Annotated in this window: 18 protein-coding genes and 1 pseudogene; 7 read left to right on the forward strand and 12 right to left on the reverse strand. The window is 53.8% G+C overall.

Translation table 11 applies throughout. The features are described 5' to 3' along the window. Positions 1-4 precede the first annotated feature (4 nt). Positions 5-568: a carboxymuconolactone decarboxylase family protein gene (locus LLY24_RS03940; protein WP_259034979.1), complete on the forward strand. Its 564-nt coding sequence runs from the start codon at positions 5-7 to the stop codon at positions 566-568. Positions 569-713: 145 nt separating this feature from the next. Here LLY24_RS03940 and xseA read toward each other — a convergent pair whose 3' ends face one another. The 6 genes from xseA to LLY24_RS03970 all read right to left on the reverse strand — a co-directional run bounded on the left by xseA (position 714) and on the right by LLY24_RS03970 (position 6,856). Beyond that, positions 714-2,054 carry an exodeoxyribonuclease VII large subunit gene (gene xseA / locus LLY24_RS03945; protein WP_259034980.1) on the reverse strand — a complete coding sequence of 447 codons (1,341 nt, stop codon included), beginning with the start codon at positions 2,052-2,054 and terminating at the stop codon, positions 714-716. Positions 2,055-2,107: 53 nt separating this feature from the next. Then, positions 2,108-2,746 (reverse strand): aspartate/glutamate racemase family protein, encoded by a 639-nt coding sequence (locus LLY24_RS03950; RefSeq protein ID WP_259034981.1) that lies wholly within the window; start codon positions 2,744-2,746, stop codon positions 2,108-2,110. After that, complete coding sequence (gene pepE, locus LLY24_RS03955) at positions 2,743-3,471, reverse strand: dipeptidase PepE (protein WP_259034982.1); 729 nt, start codon at positions 3,469-3,471, stop codon at positions 2,743-2,745. Before pepE ends, LLY24_RS03950 begins: the two co-directional genes overlap by 4 nt. Positions 3,472-3,559: 88 nt before the next feature. Beyond that, entirely contained in the window at positions 3,560-5,182 is a 1,623-nt protein-coding gene (locus LLY24_RS03960) for an OPT/YSL family transporter (RefSeq protein WP_259034983.1), read from the reverse strand. Positions 5,183-5,228: 46 nt separating this feature from the next. Next, entirely contained in the window at positions 5,229-5,918 is a 690-nt protein-coding gene (locus LLY24_RS03965; RefSeq protein ID WP_259034984.1) for an AroM family protein, read from the reverse strand. Beyond that, positions 5,915-6,856, reverse strand: a complete 942-nt coding sequence (locus LLY24_RS03970; RefSeq protein ID WP_259034985.1) for a DUF1177 domain-containing protein — start codon at positions 6,854-6,856, stop codon at positions 5,915-5,917. Before LLY24_RS03970 ends, LLY24_RS03965 begins: the two co-directional genes overlap by 4 nt. Positions 6,857-6,950: 94 nt before the next feature. Here LLY24_RS03970 and LLY24_RS03975 point away from each other — a divergent pair, with 94 nt between their 5' ends. From LLY24_RS03975 to LLY24_RS03995, 5 genes are all read left to right on the forward strand, one after another. Then, on the forward strand, positions 6,951-7,868 hold the full coding sequence (locus LLY24_RS03975) for a LysR family transcriptional regulator (protein WP_259034986.1): 918 nt from the start codon (positions 6,951-6,953) through the stop codon (positions 7,866-7,868). A 139-nt stretch (positions 7,869-8,007) separates the two neighbouring features. Beyond that, the gene (guaB, locus tag LLY24_RS03980) at positions 8,008-9,477 is read left to right on the forward strand and encodes an IMP dehydrogenase (RefSeq protein ID WP_259034987.1); all 1,470 of its coding nucleotides are present in this window, start codon (positions 8,008-8,010) and stop codon (positions 9,475-9,477) included. A gap of 91 nt (positions 9,478-9,568) precedes the next feature. Continuing rightward, positions 9,569-11,146 carry a glutamine-hydrolyzing GMP synthase gene (guaA, locus tag LLY24_RS03985; RefSeq protein ID WP_259034988.1) on the forward strand — a complete coding sequence of 526 codons (1,578 nt, stop codon included), beginning with the start codon at positions 9,569-9,571 and terminating at the stop codon, positions 11,144-11,146. Positions 11,147-11,326: 180 nt separating this feature from the next. After that, positions 11,327-12,076 carry a hypothetical protein gene (locus LLY24_RS03990; protein ID WP_259034989.1) on the forward strand — a complete coding sequence of 250 codons (750 nt, stop codon included), beginning with the start codon at positions 11,327-11,329 and terminating at the stop codon, positions 12,074-12,076. After that, entirely contained in the window at positions 12,069-14,372 is a 2,304-nt protein-coding gene (locus LLY24_RS03995; RefSeq protein ID WP_259034990.1) for a DEAD/DEAH box helicase, read from the forward strand. Before LLY24_RS03990 ends, LLY24_RS03995 begins: the two co-directional genes overlap by 8 nt. A 134-nt stretch (positions 14,373-14,506) precedes the next feature. On the opposite strand, the gene LLY24_RS04000 is transcribed toward LLY24_RS03995, so the two are convergent. The 5 genes from LLY24_RS04000 to LLY24_RS04020 form a co-directional block, all read right to left on the reverse strand. Beyond that, positions 14,507-14,839: a DUF952 domain-containing protein gene (locus LLY24_RS04000; RefSeq protein ID WP_259034991.1), complete on the reverse strand. Its 333-nt coding sequence runs from the start codon at positions 14,837-14,839 to the stop codon at positions 14,507-14,509. A gap of 194 nt (positions 14,840-15,033) precedes the next feature. After that, on the reverse strand, positions 15,034-16,629 hold the full coding sequence (gene tnpC / locus LLY24_RS04005; RefSeq protein ID WP_259034992.1) for an IS66 family transposase: 1,596 nt from the start codon (positions 16,627-16,629) through the stop codon (positions 15,034-15,036). 45 nt (positions 16,630-16,674) lie between these two features. After that, positions 16,675-16,872 carry an IS66 family insertion sequence element accessory protein TnpB gene (gene tnpB, locus LLY24_RS04010; RefSeq protein WP_259034993.1) on the reverse strand — a complete coding sequence of 66 codons (198 nt, stop codon included), beginning with the start codon at positions 16,870-16,872 and terminating at the stop codon, positions 16,675-16,677. After that, a complete protein-coding gene (tnpB, locus tag LLY24_RS04015; protein WP_259034994.1) occupies positions 16,847-17,032 on the reverse strand; it encodes an IS66 family insertion sequence element accessory protein TnpB in 186 nt (61 codons plus the stop codon). The genes tnpB (LLY24_RS04010) and tnpB (LLY24_RS04015) overlap by 26 nt, the downstream gene beginning before the upstream one ends. Then, complete coding sequence (locus tag LLY24_RS04020; protein ID WP_259034995.1) at positions 17,029-17,241, reverse strand: hypothetical protein; 213 nt, start codon at positions 17,239-17,241, stop codon at positions 17,029-17,031. The genes tnpB (LLY24_RS04015) and LLY24_RS04020 overlap by 4 nt, the downstream gene beginning before the upstream one ends. A gap of 83 nt (positions 17,242-17,324) precedes the next feature. Here LLY24_RS04020 and LLY24_RS04025 point away from each other — a divergent pair. After that, positions 17,325-17,531, forward strand: a pseudogene (locus tag LLY24_RS04025) (integrase core domain-containing protein); the annotation flags it as partial. Positions 17,532-17,603: 72 nt separating this feature from the next. Here LLY24_RS04025 and LLY24_RS04030 read toward each other — a convergent pair. Next, complete coding sequence (locus tag LLY24_RS04030) at positions 17,604-18,506, reverse strand: ROK family protein (RefSeq protein WP_259034996.1); 903 nt, start codon at positions 18,504-18,506, stop codon at positions 17,604-17,606. Between the last annotated feature and the right edge of the window lie 3 nt (positions 18,507-18,509).

An 18,509-nucleotide genomic window follows, 5' to 3' on the forward strand; every position in this document is an offset into this window, starting at 1 on the left:
CCCCATGCCGACCTCTCCTTGCCCACCCATCAGCGATGCCGACTGGCCCGACGCCATAGGCGAGCTTCGCGAAGGTTTTGCCGGGGCGCTCAACGTCTACCGCACCATGGCACATCATCCCGCGCTACTGGCGGCCTGGGCGCCGCTGCGCCAGCACGTGGTCAAAGAGAACGCTCTGGGTCCGGCGCTCACCGAAGTGGTCATCCTGCGCGCCAGCCGCCACCTTGGTTCGGCCTACGAATGGGCGCATCACGTTAGCCGAGCGCTGGCGCTGGGGTTTTCTCCAGAGCGTATCGAGGCCATACGCCAGATGCCCGGCGGGCTAGACGGTATGATCGTGCGCGCCGTAGACGCGCTGATCGAAACGCATGGCCTCGCCCCCGCGCAAGAAGCGGCCCTGGCCGACGCCATCGGCCGCGACGCGGTGATCGATATGATGGCAATGGTGGGGTTCTATTCGGTGCTGGGTTACCTGCTCAACACCTACGCCACCCCGCTGGATGAGGGCATTGCGGAGGAAGCGAAAATGCATCCGGCGCTGTTTGCCTTTACGGAGTGGAGTAGTTAGTGCCGTGGCTTAGTACGAAAAGTCGCTGAGCGAAGGCCAGACAAGGCAAAAATCAGCGAAAAAAAGGAGTTTGCTCATGTAAATGAGTATTTTGAGCTGATTTTTAACGCCGTATGGCCGAGCGCAAGCAGTTTTCGTGCTAAGCCTAGCGGAAGCGGCGCTTTACTTCGACGCTCAGCCGCCCTTCGCCCAAGCGAAGCGATAGCTTCTGGCCTGGCGTGGTCTCGTCGGCGCGGCGTATCACCTGCCCCTTGTCGTCCTGAGCGATGGCGTAGCCGCGCCCCAGTACCGCCAGGGGGCTGATCGCGTTCAGCTCGCGGGCGGCGGCGCTAAGGCGCGTTCGCTGGCGCTCTAGAGTGTGATGCATGGCGCTGGTCAGGCGGCGTTCGAGCTGGGCGGTGCGCGTTTTTTCGGCCTGATGAAGCCGCGCCATGTCCTGGCCCGCCAAACGGCGGGTTAGCTGTGTGGCTTGGGCACGGGAGTGGGTGAGCGTTTGGTGCATGGCGCGCTCGAGGCGTTTTGCGAGGCTATCGAGGTGCAGGCGCTGGCGGGCGAGCTGCTCGCCGGGGTGGCGCAGGCGGGCGCGGAGATGATCCAACCGCTGGCTATCGCGCTGAAGCCTGGCCTGCAGCGCGCGGCGTAGGCGGGCATCGTGCTCTTGTAGCTCGCGCAGCAGGCTGCGGCGGTCCGGCACCAAGCGCTCGGCGGCGGCGGAGGGCGTGGGAGCGCGAACGTCGGCGGCGAAGTCGGCCAGCGTTACGTCCACCTCGTGGCCCACCGCCGACATCACCGGCAGGCGCGAATGGAAGATCGCCCGTGCCAAATGCTCGTTGTTGAACGCCCACAGGTCTTCGAGGCTGCCGCCGCCGCGAGTGATCAGCACTACGTCGCGCTCGGGATCGAGACGCGATTGGCGGTTGAGCAGGCCCAGCGCCGAAATCATCGCGGGCGCAGCCTCGCTGCCCTGTACCGGCACTGGAATCAACGTGACGTCCGCCATCGGCCAGCGCGCGGCGAGCACCGCCAGCACGTCGCGAATCGCCGCGCCGCTGGCCGAGCTCAAGATCAACAGCTTGCGCGGTGGAAAGGGCAGCGGGCGCGCATTGGCGAACACGCCTTCCTCGTCGAGCTGTGCTTTCAAACGCTCGAAGGCCGCCAAGAGCTCGCCAAGCCCCGCTGCCTGCACCGCTTCGGCGATCAGTTGGTAGTCGCCACGCGGCTCGAACAGCGAGACTTTGCCGCGCAGCTTCACCTGGTCGCCATCGCGCATGGGTGCCGAGACGAACCGCGCCCGCTGGCGAAACAGCGCGCAGCGCACCTGGGCGCGATCATCCTTCAGAGTGAAGTAGATATGCCCCGAGGCGGGCCGGGAAACGTTGGAAAGCTCCCCCTCCACCCACACCTCGCCCAAATCACGCTCCAGCGCCTGGCGCGAGCGCTTGTTCAATTCGCTGACGGAGAGGGCGTTCGACGCTAGTGAAGGCATACGCTGATATCATGAAGTGGAGTAGCGCAGCCTAGCATTAAATATTCGCGTATTTAACCAATCTTCTGCGCCATGAGGTTTCCAGCCGCCAATACCGGGTTGACGATGGGGAGTGACGTATAGGGGGCTGCGAGCGCAGCTACGTCTGTCGTCGCCATACCGGTACAGGCAAGGGCAATGACCTCGGCGCCCTGTACTTCTAGTTCCTGAATGGCATCGATGATGGCACGTTTGCCCGCCTCTGAGTGAATATCGTGCGTACAGCTAACACCTTTGGGTTGGCGGTAGCCGAGCAGCCTTTGGCCCAGATGGTGATGAAACACGGGTGGAGCGTCGGCCTCGATGCCAATGACGCCAACGTGCCTGCCTAGCGCCATTGCTTGCAGGCAACATGCCTCACCCGCCCCAACGACGGGGATTGATAGCAGCGCCTTTAGCGTCTCAACGCCTGGATCGGCTGCGCAGCTAACGATCAACCCCGCCAATGTATGTGACCAGGGGGCAGCCAGCGCTTCGATTTGCGGTAGTGCTGCGGCGAGCGTTGCAGCATCATGAATACCATTGGGCTGATGCGGCAGGCAGCGCGTTTCGAAAGCAATCGATGGGTGAGAGCGCTGCAAAAGACGCTGATGATGTTCGAGAAAGGAACGGTCTTCAGAGGTGACGACGCGTAAAATGCCGACGCGTTTCATGGCAGTTGCCTTTCTAATAAGTGATCCAGAGGGCAATCACGTTGCAATGTTTGCTCTTGGCTAGCCGTAAACGTCAAACCGTCGAACTCCCCCACCAGCCGTAGCGTATCGCCTTCGCGCCAAAGCGCCGTGCCTTCGCGAAGTGCTACGACCAGGGCGTCTGGGTTGAGAGCCAGATACTCGTTCAAGCGTTCTTCACGGCTTTCGCCGTTATGCCCTGCGGGTTTTCCCGATAGAAAGTGCGGATTGATCTGGAAGGGCACCAAGCCCAAGGTCTGGAAGCTGGGCGGCTCGACGATGGGCATGTCGTTGGTGGTGCACAGCGTGGGCCCTGCAATATTGGAGCCCGCGCTCCAACCGATGTAGGGCGTGCCTTCGCTCACGCGTTGACGGATGGCCGTCAGCAGATGAGCATCGTATAGGCGTTTGACTAGGGCAAACGTGTTGCCGCCGCCCACCGCGATGGCTTCGGCTTGGTGTACTGCCTGTAGAGGATCGGCGGATTCATGGATACCTTCGACAGTGAGCCCGATGGCGTTAAAGGCCGGGCGTACCTGTTCGAGATACGCATCGAAGCTTTTACCCACACCGGCAAACGGAATGAACAGCACGCGCTTTACGGGCGTGGCGTTAGCCTTTAGAAAGTCATCGATCAACGGTTTGGCATGGTCAAGATAGCCGGTATCACCCGCTTTCGAACTGCTCAACAATAGTAAACGTGACATGGTGCGACTCCTTAAAATGGTACGGCGCCTTAAAAAAAGGGCACTGCCGAAGACGTGCCCTAGTGCTATTCCAGCGAATTCAGAGGTGCTATCGAGACCCTAGCTTGAGTGTCGAAGAGAAGAAACTGTAAAGCGCCGAGCCCGTGATGAAGCCTGCACCCAGAATATAGAGCTTATGTCCACCCTGAGGCCCAAAGCGTTTTACCACCAGCCAACGGATCAGCAGCGCAATGTAGATCACGATGCCAGCAACGGGAGAGGTGATCAAAAGCCCAGTGGCTAGAAGTACGCCTATCTGGCGCGACATGCCGCCCACTGCTTGAATGAGTGCGCCTACCACGGACCAGATGAGCAGTTGCCGGGCGACGTCCATGCTGGCGCCTGCATCGATGGTAGCGACGTAGACCCGCGCTACCGGGGGCACCAGATCCGCGTCGAAATAGGCTCTAAAGGCCAACGCTACGATCACGATGGCCACGCCGAAACTGAAAAGCTCGGCGAAATATTGCTGGCGGCGGCCATCGAGCTCGTACGCGCGGTCCTGGCCTTCGCCGCGAATCGTCCAGCCTGCTTTTAGGTCGTAGGCCATATCGGCAAAGGCGGGGCCGGTGGCGACGGTGAACGCCACCAGCACACCAAGCGCGGTGCTGGGGAAGCCAATCAGCATGCCGATGACCAGTGCAATTAGTGCTGTCGCAAAGGAGGGGAACCAGCCCGAATGCATCGCCGCGATACCCACGATGAGCTCGGACGCCATGGCAGCCAGGGCGGCGAACACCAGCCAGCCGATGAGCATGCCCAATGACATCCCGGTATAAATGCCGGTACCCAGCGCCAACACCAGGGCCACGATCAAATAAACGCTGAAGCCGCTCAATAGCGCCACGCGCATCTGCAGGGCCGAGCGCGTTGGGCGCTGGGTGGACTCATGGTTGGCTTCCTTTTCCTGACGGTCGCGACGCATCAGCAGGATGATTTGTACCAAGGCCACCAGCCCCGCACCGATCATGATGCCGTGAGGAATGTAAGCGGTGCTGATATCGAAGCCGAAGATCTGCTCGGAGTAGCCGCGCAGTATCAAGCCAAGCCCCAAGGCACACATGGCAAAGACGTTGGCGATCCAGGCAATACCGAACATTTCGGCGGGAATACCGAACGCCTTGCCTGTCGCACCACCCACGATCCCCGCCAACAAGAGCAGCGCATTGCGGCCTTTGTTGGCAGCGGCCTTGAGCGCCTCGGCGGTAGCAAGCCCTGGAGGCCAGGCCGCTCGGGCGGTAAATACCTTGCTATCGAAAGAGAAGTACAGAATCGAGGCGTCGGTGATGACTGCCAAAGCAGCGCCAATGAGCATGGGAATGAGCATTTGCGTCTCGCCCATCAGAAACGGAATCGCCAGTGGCAGCAGCAAACCGTTGGCGGCCGAGAAGGTGGCCCCGGAGATGGTGGTTTGCACCAGCGTCTGGCGCTCGAGCGAGTCGTAGCTGCGAAAGAGTTTAAGCGGAATGTAGGAAAGCAGAATCGCGATCAAGGCGCCGATGATCGAGGTGTTGGGCGTAATGCCCACTCGCGTGATCAACTCAAGGCCGATGATGGCGCCTAGAACGCAAACGACGACGTTGGTCAGCATCTGCCCGGGGGAGAAGAAGCGCGGGTGTCGGCGCGGCGCAGACGCCTCGCTGTCGGCAGCCGCCGAAGCTTGGTCATTCATGGTGGTTTTCCTGTATGACGGTAGGTTGTTATAAGTAGCTGCTCGCTCAGCCGAGCAGCAGGTTCGCCGCGCTGAACACCAACTGGCGCGGCGTCAGCGTTTGATGACCGGATAACGCGGCGATGCGCCCGCGCTGTGCCAGGGTGTAACCCATGCAGTCCAGGTAGAGCAGGTCGCCTTGAAGCGCTGCTGCCTCGCTAGCGGCGCGTTCCAGCTCCGTGTCTTCGCCATAAGGCGAGGCGCAAAGGGTGTCGACATGAAAGCCCGCCTCTTCCCAACGCGCCTTGGCAGCGTTCATCTGACGCGCTTCTGGGCTCATGACCAGAAGCCGTCCTTCGGGGAAAAGCGCCTGCAGGCCGTGGCGAACCAGGCGCTTGGGTGACAGCACGGGAATGCCCAGGTCGCGGTAGTCGGGCAAATCGCCAGTGCACAGCACCAACAACGCGTCGACGCTGCCGCTTGCGGCCATCGAGCGAATGGCGCCATCCAGGAGTGGCTCAAGGTCCGGCTCGGCGATGGTGACTTGGCGGCCATCGCGCATGCGTGACACCAGTACGTGCGATTGCTCCCCTACCGGATAGCGGAGCTCGATCTCTTCGAGTGTCAGTCCGTCGAGCGCACCACGCTCGACGACATCGATAGAGGGTGCCAGCAACTCGCCAAGATCCTCGTGCAGATCCGTACGCGGCGCCTGGCCGATGGTCACGATCCCCAAGCGTGAGCGTTGTGTGCTCATTGGCGGGCACCGCCGCTCTGGAAGTGGGTATGCTCACCGTAGAGCGCGATGATCCGCTCGAACTCTTCGGCATCGTAGAACTGGCAAATACCCGCCGTGAAATCCTTTGCCACTTCGACGGCAAAGCGCGCAGCCTGCTCGATATCCACCTCGTGGCTTGCTCCCGTCGCGCAGCCTGCTACGGCCGTCTCGGCCGCCAGCGCCACGCCGACCACCGGCGCCGAGGTGGCAACGGCAGGCTGAAGAATACTGTTCAAGTGATGTAGGCCGTTGCCGTAGGGGGTGATGTCCTGTTGGGTCAGCGCAAATACGTGCGGCAAACGCCCCGTAACGCGGCTCATGACATCCATCAGGTCTTCGCTGGTGCGTAGGATGTAGCCTTGCTTGACCGTGGGGGACATCGAAACGCCGCGCAGGTTGATCACACGATTGCCCTTGGTAGTGTCGATCGACACGATAGCGTCCATGGCCTTATCGATCTCGTGCTCCCAGGTATCCTCGAAGCTGATCGGTGAATCCATGAAGGGAACCGGGTGATGCTCGCGGGTCGGTGCATCGGGGCAGATATGCGTGGTGATGATGACGTCACCGGCCAAACGGTCACCTTGGGTAGCCATACCGATCAATTTGGCGGCAGCGGCCAGGGCGGCCAGGGCACCATCGCCGTCAGAGACGAAGCCAGTGATGTCGGGCCTGGCACCAATGCCGCCCAAACGGCCGATGACCCCAAGGGTGGGGGCCTGCTTGCCCGCCTGTTTGCCGCTGTGACCCGCAACGGTGATATGCATGAAATCACTCGCGCCCTTGTCAGAGGAGACGCGCTTGATGCGAATGCTTTCCGGCGCTGCGCCGCACGCCACCAGGTACGCTTTTACCGCTTCGCCCGATGCGGAAGGGGTATCCAGGATTTCATGAAGATCGATTACTTGCTTGAGCATGCCACCACCTCGGTAGGATATAGGACCTAAGTAGAGTACGCTTGAGGATTGATTGAATAAATTTGAATAAGAGATGGATTGATTTGGATATCCAATGAATAACGTGACCGCTCGTCAGTTGGAGGCCATCATTGCCGTGGCCGATATGGGCAGCTTTACCGAAGCAGCTGAAAAGCTTCATCTTTCCCAGCCATCGCTGAGCCAACTGGTGCGCCAGCTCGAACAAACGCTAGGGGTAAGGCTCTTCGAGCGCACCACGCGCCGAGTGAGCCTTTCCGTGGCAGGGCGTGAGTTCTTGCCAGTGGCAGAGCGTGTGCTGTCGCGGTTGGAAAGAGGCATGCAGAACATGCGCGCCTTTGCCAAGGGTCAGCAGGGGCAAATCAGTTTCGCCGCGCTTTTGACCGTAGGCGGTAGCCTAATTCCCGCTGCCATGGCGGCTTTTCAAGCACGCTATCCCAACATCGGGCTCGAATATCTGGAGGAGAGCGATGAGCCGATCTACCAGCAGGTGATGGCAGGCGACGTCGATTTTGGTGTCAGCGTCGCGCCATCCAACCTGGACGACGTCAACTTTCACCCTATCTATAAAGATTATCTCTATTTCGTATGCGCACCTGATCACCCGTTGGCCGGGGAGGAGGAGGTGAGCTGGCACCAGATCGTGGAGTGGCCGTTCATCGCCATGAAGCCACGTACCAGCATGCGCGGGCTCACCGAGCAGGGCTTTGCGATCACCGGAAAGCCCATGGAACCGGTCCAGGTGGCGGGATATCAATCGACCATTTTGGGTATGGTGGCGAACAACATCGGTGTCAGCGCCTTGCCTTCGTCGCTAAAGCTGATGTTTCGCCGCGACGATGTGTGCCTGATTCCCATCAGAGAAAGGCTCTACCGCGATATCGGGGTACTCACGTCGCGCCGTCGAGAGCTTACGCCAGCGGCGCGCGGCTTCATCGATGTCCTAATGGAGCTGGTCGAGGCGAACCGCTCATTACTGCCAAGCTCGGAGTAACGCGCCGGAGGCCATCATGCCCCCATACTCCACCAAGGTGTCATCGCCCACATTGCTGCCATGCCCCCCAAAACGGTACAATAGGCGATTACCTTTTCACGCCCCATCCTCGCCAATCTTCAACCTGGGTGTTGCCGCTATGCTACGTATGGCCCAAGAAGCGCTTACGTTCGATGACGTATTACTCGTTCCCGGCTTCTCCGATGTCCTGCCTAAGGACGTCAGCCTGAAAACCCGCCTGACCCGTGACCTCTCCCTCAACATCCCGCTCGTCTCTGCCGCCATGGATACCGTTACCGAAGCCCGCCTGGCCATTGCTATGGCGCAGGAAGGCGGTATCGGCATCATTCATAAGAACATGACCATGGCGCAGCAGGCCGCCGAGGTGCGCAAGGTCAAAAAGCACGAGAGCGTGATCGTCAAAGACCCGGTCACCGTCGGGCCCAAGGCCAAGCTCGCCGACCTGCTCGCCATGGCGCGTGAGAACGGCTTCTCTGGCTTCCCGGTGGTGGAAGGTGAAAAGCTCGTGGGCATCGTCACCGAGCGTGACATGCGCTTCCAGCCCAGCGCCAGCGATAGCGTCGAAGCCATCATGACCCCGCGTGAGCGCCTGGTCACCGTGGCCGAAGGCACCAAACTCGACGAGATCAAGGCCAAGATGCAGGAGCACCGCGTCGAGAAGATGTTGATCGTCGACGACGCCTTCCACCTGCGCGGCCTGGTCACCTTCCAAGACATCGAAAAAGCTCGCACCTACCCCAACGCCGCCAAAGATAGCGACGGCCGCCTGCTGGTAGGCGCCGCCGTAGGCACCGGCCCGGAAACCCCGGACCGCGTTGCCGCGCTGGTCGAGGCAGGCGTAGATGTGATCATCGTCGATACCGCCCACGGCCACTCGCATGGCGTCATCGAGCGCGTGCGCTGGGTCAAGGAGCGCTACCCCGAGGTGCAGGTCATCGGCGGTAACATCGCCACTGCCGCCGCCGCCAAGGCGCTGGCCGAAGCGGGCGCCGACGCCGTGAAAGTAGGCATCGGCCCCGGCTCCATCTGCACCACGCGTATCGTCGCCGGTGTGGGCGTGCCGCAAATCACTGCCGTTTCCAACGTGGCCGCCGCGCTCAAGGAGTACGATATTCCCTTGATCGCCGATGGCGGCGTGCGCTTCTCTGGCGACCTGGCCAAGGCGATTGCCGCCGGTGCCAGTGCGGTGATGGTAGGCGGCTTGCTGGCCGGTACCGAAGAAGCGCCGGGTGAGGTCGAACTCTTCCAAGGCCGTACCTACAAGGCCTACCGCGGCATGGGCTCCATGGGCGCCATGGCGCAGAGCCAGGGCAGCGCTGACCGCTACTTCCAAGACAAGGACGCCGGTGCCGAGAAGCTGGTGCCTGAAGGCATCGAAGGCCGCGTGCCCTACAAGGGGCTAATGAGCGCCATCGTTCACCAGATGATGGGCGGCCTGCGCGCCTCCATGGGCTACACCGGCTGCCGCGACATTCAAGAGATGCGCACCAAGCCCGAGTTCGTCCAGATCACCGGCGCCGGGTTCAATGAGTCGCACGTACACGACGTGCAGATCACCAAGGAAGCGCCCAACTATCGGGTGAGCTGATCCGGCTCGGTAACACGATCAAGGCGGCGGGCATGGCCCCGCCGCTTGCTTTTTAGCCAATGCGGCGATTCCGCGTTATAGAGGCTTCACGATGAGTGACATTCACGCCCACAAGATCCTGATTCTCGACTTCGGCTCCCAGTACACCCAGCTGATCGCCCGCCGGGTGCGCGAGATCGGCGTGTTCTCCGAGATTCGCGCCTTCGACATCACCGAAGAAGAGATTCGCGAGTACAACCCCAACGGCATCATCCTGGCCGGTGGGCCGGAGTCCGTCACCGAGCTCGACTCCCCCCGCGCGCCTGCGTGCGTGTTCGAGATGGGCTTGCCCGTGTTCGGCATCTGCTACGGCATGCAGACCATGGCCGAGCAGCTCGGCGGCAAGGTGGAAGGCTCCAACAAGCGCGAGTTCGGCTACGCCCAGATTCAGATCGACGCCGACAACGCCCTGTTCAACGGCATCAAGGATCACGTAGACGCGCAAAGCGGCAAGGCGTTGCTGGACGTGTGGATGAGCCACGGCGATAAAGTCGCCCAGGCACCCGCCACCTTCACCGTGACCGCCTCTACCCCGAGCTGCCCCATCGCCGCCATGGCGTGGGAAGAGAAGCAGTTCTATGGCGTTCAGTTCCACCCGGAAGTGACCCACACCCTGCAAGGCCAACGTATCCTCGAGCACTTCGTGCTGGATATCTGTAAAGCCGAAAAGCGGTGGACGCCTGCCCAAATCATCGAAGACCAAGTCGCCCGCGTGCGCGAGCAGGTAGGCGACCGCCACGTACTGCTCGGCCTCTCCGGCGGCGTGGACTCTTCCGTTGTGGCCGCGCTTTTGCACAAGGCGATAGGCGACCAGCTCACCTGCGTGTTCGTCGATAACGGCCTGCTGCGTAAGGACGAAGGCGACCAGGTCATGGAAACCTTCGCCAAGCACATGGGCGTAAAGGTAATCCGCGCCGACGCCGAAGAGCTGTTCTTGAACAAGCTGAAAGGCGAAAACGACCCCGAAGCCAAGCGTAAGATCATCGGCAACACCTTCATCGACGTATTCGATGAAGAGGCCAGCAAGATCGACGGCGTCGAGTTCCTCGCCCAAGGCACCATCTACCCGGACGTGATCGAATCCGCCGCCGCCAAGACCGGCAAGGCGCACGTGATCAAATCCCACCACAACGTGGGCGGGCTTCCGGAAACCATGAAGCTCAAGCTGGTCGAGCCGCTGCGCGAGCTGTTCAAGGACGAAGTGCGTAAACTCGGCCTGGAGCTTGGTCTGCCCTACGATATGGTCTACCGCCACCCCTTCCCGGGGCCGGGTTTGGGCGTGCGTATCCTCGGCGAAGTAAAGAAAGAGTACGCCGACATCCTCCGCGACGCCGACGCCATCTTCATCGAAGAGCTGCGCGCCTCCGGCTGGTACGAAAAAACCAGCCAAGCCTTCGCCGTCTTCCTGCCGGTGAAATCAGTAGGCGTCGTCGGCGACGGCCGCCGCTACGAATGGGTCATCGCCCTGCGTGCGGTAGAAACCATCGACTTCATGACCGCCCGCTGGGCGCACCTGCCCTATGAGCTGCTGGAGAAGGTGTCTAACCGCATCATCAATGAGTTAGCGGGGGTTTCGCGGGTGACTTATGATGTTTCCAGTAAGCCGCCGGCTACGATTGAGTGGGAGTGACTTTTAAATTTCGCTTAATATGAACTTTAAAACCCTCCTTGTGAGGGTTTTTTAATTTCTATTGAAAACAAACACAATAAAAGTTAGTTTATTTATATATCTACTAATTCTTAGGTTTTAGGGTTGGTTGGCGTTATATATATAGATCTAGCTGTTATAATTAATTTGATGGATATAAGTATGTCAGGAAACGTTTTTATTGATGAAAGAGTTGTCCTGCTAGATAAGTGGGGTATAAGTTGTAGAGAAGTTGTGTTTGAAAATTATAAAGATAAAATCTTAGGATGTTTTGTTAGTGTGTCTGACTTAAATTTAGTAGCTGAAAAGCTAGCAGAGTCAGTTATTGATTTTTCATGGATATCTAATCTCGATAAAGGAACTAAAAGAGCATATGAGAGGACTTCCAAAGAAACTGCTGCTGCGTTAGTTGAAATATTTAAATCCACAGGAATAAATAATGGAATAATAAATGAAGAGTTTGGTGAAGTGCTAGTCTCTATAGGAGCATCACAAACCTTAGCATCTCTTTTTGAGCATATTTCCTTACCAATTGCTGAATTGTGGAAACCTCAATTAAAACAAAATGAAGGTTTTGATTTTCATACAGTATGTAAATTAAATTTTATTAATTACGGTGAGGCAAAGTACTCACTTTCAAGCAATCCTCACGGGAAATCTCTATCCCAAACAAAACGTTTTTTTCATGAGGAAAAGCATTTTAGAGATAGAGTGCATTTAATAAGTTTGGTAGATGAAGTTGCCATTAATAATTTAGATAATGATCAATATGGCGCTATTATAGCCTTTTCAATAAATTCAGAAAATGCTTCAAAAATATTTGAAAACGCTATCGATTTAATTGAGGAAAAAATAGAAGTTGATAGTTTAGAAAAGATATATATGGTTGGTGTAGGTGTAGAATATGAATAAAATAAAGAAAATAAAAGAATCCGTGAATCCAAAGGATGATATTTCAGAATTAGTTCTAGAAATTCATGAAAAAGGGCCAGAAGATCCTTCGCTATTAGAAAGTTTGGCTTATTTTAAAATATTTCATCCAAGAGAGTTTCTTTTCTTCGAAGAACAATTGTTAGTTACTTTAGGACTTTTTTATAAAGTTGATACTCCGTCGTCATTGTTTTCATTTTTAATGTCTGGTTTAGGTAATACGGGTAAAGAAAAATTTGGTAAAAAATTAACGCCGGTTCAAGCTAGTATTAGAATGGCGGTTAGTGAAAATAAATACACTTCAATATCGGCGCCAACTAGTTCTGGAAAGTCATATTCCATACGAGAGTATATTTTTGATACGCATGATGATGCTGTAATCGTTGTGCCCTCACGTGCGTTGATAGCAGAATATATAAAGTCTGTTAAGGATATTTTTAAAGAAAATAAAAACATAATGGTAATGCCATTTGCTGACTTTGTCTTTTCATCAAGGAAGATGCGACGCATATATATTCTAACTCCTGAGCGATTAAGTGATCTTTTTAAACTAAAAGATAAGCTCAGCGTTTCTATTTTCTTTTTTGATGAAGCACAAATATCTGAAGAAAAGAGTCGTGGTGTAATATTTGATTTAGCAGTCAGAAAGGTTGCTAGTGAGTTTTTTAACTCAAAAATAGTATTTGCACATCCATTCGTGGATAATCCAGAAGCTCAGTTTGAAAAGCATCAATTAAAATCGCACGAAAACTTTCATCGATCTTATAAACAGCATGCTGTAGGAAAAGTTTTCATACATAAACATGCTACAAATGGTAAAGATTACTTTTTTTCTCCTTATGTTGATGACGGACATAAGATAAAAAATTGCTTGGAGTTTGAAAATGGATTTGAAGAGTTTGCGTTCTCTAATACCTTGACAGTTTTAGTTTATGTTTCGAAGGCTTCTATTTATAGTGGGAAGTTTGTGAAAGGCTTCTCTAATCACATTGTGAAGCTGCCATCAATTACTGACTCTGAAGCTTTAGAAATAATAAGTTTAATAGCAGATAAAATTGGCTCGAATGATAGCAATCATTTTTCCAAAATGGTGTTCTTACTAACTAAAGGTGTTGTGATACATCATGGATCGATACCGCTAGAGGTGAGATTGTTATTAGAAGAGTTCATTAGAAAGGGTTTTTCTTCACTTTGTTTTGCAACTAGCACCTTAGCACAAGGTGTAAATATGCCTTTCGATATACTTTGGCTTGATAATAATAGATTTTTTGGTGATGAGAAATCACAAACCTTGGCTTTTAAGAATTTAATCGGCAGGTCAGGCAGGCTAACAGTAGGGGGTGAATACGATTTTGGCTATGTTTATACTAAAAATGCAAAATGGTTTTCAAATAAAATTAAAAAAGATTATCAGTTAGATAATGAATCGATTATAAATAGTGTTGATTTTGATGACGATAGCTACATAGGAACAATGCTTCAGGATGAGAAGGAGTTAATTGAGTCAGTTAGAGATGGAAGTTTTTTGACTGAATATGATATGCCCGCAGTAAAATTAGAGCGCTTGAGTTCTCCAGAGGCTTTTAACGACATAAGAAAAATAATTGACCTACTTTTCGAAAAGGAAAACTTTAAAGAGTCTTTGGAGGGTGAGCTTAATTCGAAAAAGAGGGGTTTGCTAAAAAAGCTATTTCTTAATGTATATGAGTTGTATCTCAATAGAAATTTATTTGAAGGTGAAGTAGTAGTATTCAGGACGGCTTTCTCAATTTTGTTTCTTTTCATGGCTGGCAAGTCATTTAAAGAAGTTGTTTCTATTAGGTATAAAAATGTACTTAATTCTTCAGGAAGCAAGTATACGTTTGGTTTTTTGCAGCCTGCTAATAAATTGCCAAATATAAATCTTAAAAGAGCTTATACGCTTTTTTCTAGTAATTTGGATTTAAGGTCAGCTAGCTATGATTTGGTTGTATTCGATACATATGATTATGTTGACCAAGTAATTTCATTTTCTTTATCTAATGTTTTTGTAACTGCATTTGAGAACTATTATATGTTAACTAAAGATGATAGGGCAGAAGATGTTGTGAATTATTTTAAATATAGTACTGATGATAAAAAAACTATAATGCTATTAAGATATGGTTTTTCTGCCGATGAAATTAATGAGATATATGACCATATTGAATATGTTAGCGAAAGTGATATTAGGTTTAAAAAAGATATAAGTTCATTGTCGCCTGAAATAAGAAAGCGTGTAGAGTGGTATTCTACTTAACCCAAATGTTTAGGTCATCTTCTATTTTCGGTTAGAAAAATCAGCTCATGTATATCTGGGAGTTGAAGGACTAGGTGTATGGTCCGAGAGATTCAATCAAGACTCTGTCCACTACTTCTCGGGGCCATACCTAGTTACCAGACAAAAGCTTCCCCTCGGTACTCAAGGGCATGCATCGATATAACTGCTGATAGCGGAATATGGTCAATATGTGCTCTAGGCTTCTGCCAAGGCTGATCTTCCGTAGGCTTTAGCCATTCGATCTTATCTTTGAAGCTTGTGATATCCACTTCGATGACAACGGGTGCTTCTTCGGGTGTGAAGTATCGGTTGGCAGAGAAGACGACGGCTTTATGGACGTTCAGATGAACGCAATCCGCATTATGATCATTTCCGCAGCGTGGCACGTAACCTTGGGATTGAGCCTTCTGCCAGTTTTCCATGGTAATTACGCGATAGAGATGCATGGTTTTCTCCTTGAGTAAGTCAGGCCCCCTAAGCTTAGAACCTTAAGCTAACTTGAGGTAAAGCTGTATTTGACCCAAGCGGAGTAACGCCGCGCTAGTTAATCATCAGGCCGCCATCGTATTCAATGCATCGATGCTCATTCGTCACGGGATCAGTGTAAACGATCCATTAACCCCATCTATTTCGGCTTCGCTTAGATCGGTAATGTCTCTTTCCACTGCCAGGGCAGTAGCGTGCCGAGGTCATCATGATGGAGGGTAGGCAGCGTCACAAAGACATGCTGTAAGTAGTCGTAGGGCGACAGGCCATTGGCTTTGGCGGTTTCGATCAGGCTGTAGATCGCCGCGCTGGCCTGAGCACCGCTTGGGGTGTGGCTGAACAGCCAGTTTTTTCGTCCCACCACGAACGGGCGGATGGCATTCTCTGCCGGGTTATTGTCCAGCGGGATCAGGCCATCGTCGAGGAACCGGATCAGACGGGGCCACTGGTGATCCAGGTAGTGCAGCGCTTTACCCAGCGCGCTTTTGGGCAGCACCTGGGGCAGTGACTTGTCGAGCCAGGTGCGCAGTTGCGCGATGAGAGGCTGACTCTTCTCTTCACGCAGCGTGCGACGCGCCTTGGGCTCAAGCGCCTTCGCCTGTTTTTCCACGCCATACAGCTTACGGATCTGGTTGAGCGCCCAGTCCGCCTTGCCGGTCTTACCTTTGGGCTGCACCTTTTGGGCCTCGACGAACTTGCGCCGCGCATGGGCCCAGCAGCCCGCATGGGTGATCCCGTTACGGCGTACCACCTCGGCGTAGCCTTCATAGCCATCGGTGACCAGGCGACCCGCATAGCCGCCCAGTAATTGCATGGGTACACGTCCGGCACGGCTGGCGTCATAATCGAACAAGACCACCTGTTGGCCCGGCGGGCCACCGCGCTGCACCCACATGTTCGAAGGGGCGCTGGCCGGACGGTCGGTTTCTTGATTGACCTGAAGCGGCGTCTCATCCATGTGGATCAGCGGAGCCTTCAAGAGGTGTTGGCGCAACGTGTTGATCAGTGAAGTGACCTGTTCTCCTGCCTGCACCATCCAGCGTGCCAGGGTGTTGCGGGGGATCTCGGCGCCATGGCGGGCAAAGATCTGGTGTTGCCGATACAGCGGTAGCGCGTCCTGGTACTTGGCGGTCGCGATATAGGCGAGAAGCGTAGCGCTGGCATTGCTCTTGGGTAGCAGCTTGGCCGGTGCCGGGGCGACCGTGACGCCCTCTTCGCACTGCGGGCAGGCATATTTGTGTCGCACATGACGGATGACCTCGACGCGTGCGGGCACCACATGCAACCCCTCGCTGACCTCTTCGCCGATGACCTTTAGCGGGGTGCCGTCATCACAGCAGTGGCGCGCATTGTCGGGCAGTTCATGGAGGACCTCGACACGCGGGAGTTCTGGCGGTAGCGCCACACGCCCACCGCGCGTGCGACGCTTGGCAGGTGTGGCGGTCTCGCTCGTCGCGTCATCGGCGACGGCGTCGCACTCCGATCCATCGCTGTTGTCTTCCTCGTCAACCGCCACTTCTGCTTCATTGATCAGCAGATCGCGCTGTTCAACACGGTACTTTTCGGTAGAGGGGCCGAACTGCCGCTCCAGAGCCAACCGGAACTGTTCGAATAGCGATTGTTTGGTGGCTTCCCACTGGGCTTCCTTTTTCTCCATCAACGCCAATAGCCGCGCATTTTCAGCGTCAGCAGCAGCCAACTTGCGCTCAAGCTGGGTAACGGTCGGAGAGGAAGGCGCGGCGTTTTTCATACCGTGTAGTGTACCAAAAATGTCGCTAAAACAGGAGCGAGAGGGTTAACCAACGCACTGAAAATTCAACGCTTTGTGAGGCTGCATAGCCTTTAGGTTATAGCCATCCAGCAACCAGTTAAGCTCTTGCCCGGTTAACGTCACGGTCTCATCCGTCAGATGCGTTGGCCATTTGAAACGCTCACGCTCTAGGCGCTTGTACCACACCACAAAGCCATTACGTTCCCAGAACAGCAGCTTCACTTTCATCGCGTTGACGATTACCGAACACGAACAGCGCGTGATCAAATGGGTTCAGGGCCATGGCTTCCTGAACCAGCAGCGCCAAGCCATCGATTTGCTTACGCATATCCACGGGCTCTCGGCACAGATATACCTGTAGATCAGTGTCTGGCCGAATCATGCGATGACCTCCACCGCGACAAACCGGGCGGGACGACAACGCGGTGGCACGGGGAAGCCTTGCACGCTTAACCGTTTTTCCCACGCCATCAGATCGACTAACGTGACGGTTTGCGTGTTGGCATACGCGCTTAACGGCATCTGCAACGCGGCGGCATAAGACAAGTGGCCTAACCAAAACGCTTGAGTGGGATTGAGTTCGCGGCTCATGATGATCTCCAAAATCAAAGAGACCGTCAGTGTGATCAGCCCATGTGAGTATGGGTAGATGGGGTTTATGGCGCGTTTACATCTATATCCAGCCCGGCAAACCCACTCATAATGCCTACATCGAGCGCTTCAATCGGACCGCATGGCATGAATGGCTGCACTTGCATCAGTTGGAAAGCATTGGTCATGCTCAGTTGCTGGCGACTCAGTGGCTGTGGCAGTACAACAACGAACGACCGAATACGGCGATTGGAGGGATTCCCCCGGCTAGGCTGCGAAAATCAGCTTGACTCTCTACTCAAGCGAGCGATTAAAAATGGGGGGATTACACTTAAACTAGTGTCCACTATTGCTGGGTAAGATCACTCCTCAATTTCAGTGGTAGCTCCGCGAATGGCTGCTCCTATAGACCCAGCGCTATCACCTAGAAGTGCCGTTTGAATATTGAACATATTTTGAGGCCTATTAATCATTAAACTAACTCTTTCGGGAAGTTGCTGTAATACGATATCAATTGATGAAAGACCACCTCCAACTATGATCAAATGCGGATCAATTATGGATATAATGTTAGCTAGAGAAAAGCTAACATCGTCAAGAAAATCCTCCACTACCTGTTTTTCATATTCCTTTCCTTGGCGGTACCCTTCAATTATCATTTCCATACTTATGCGTTTTCCTGTCATGCTTTCATAAATATCCTCGACACCTCTACCGCTAATGTATCGTTCTGCACATCCATTCCTTCCACAGTAACACTTTAATCCATTTTGATGGATAGACATATGTCCCCATTCTCCGGAAAGCTGGTTTCTTCCCTCAATCAATTTTCCATTAACAACAATTCCTGCGCCGCATCCAGTACCAAGAACTGCGCCAAAAATAGTCGTTGTTTTCCATTGTTCTGAGTGAATTGCTTCAGCTAAAACGAAACAATTGGCATCATTTTCAATAACAACTTCACGATTCAGAGTAGATTCAATATCCATCTTTATTTTCTTATTATTCATTACGCTAACATTGCAATTTTTCAACGCACCTGTATCTTTCATTAAAGAACCAGGTGTTCCAATACCTAGGGTGTGATCGGATGCCTCAATATATTCAATAAGCATAAAGTACATTTTTGAAATATTCGACAAAACTTTATTATATCCAAGATTAGCTTGAGTTTTTATTCTTTTCTTATAAACAATAACATCATTAAAAAGAATGATTCCTTCAATTTTCGTGCCGCCAACATCAATACCAATATTATGCTTCATCCT

Source organism: Halomonas dongshanensis (genome assembly GCF_024790395.1).
Lineage (GTDB): Bacteria > Pseudomonadota > Gammaproteobacteria > Pseudomonadales > Halomonadaceae > Vreelandella > Vreelandella dongshanensis.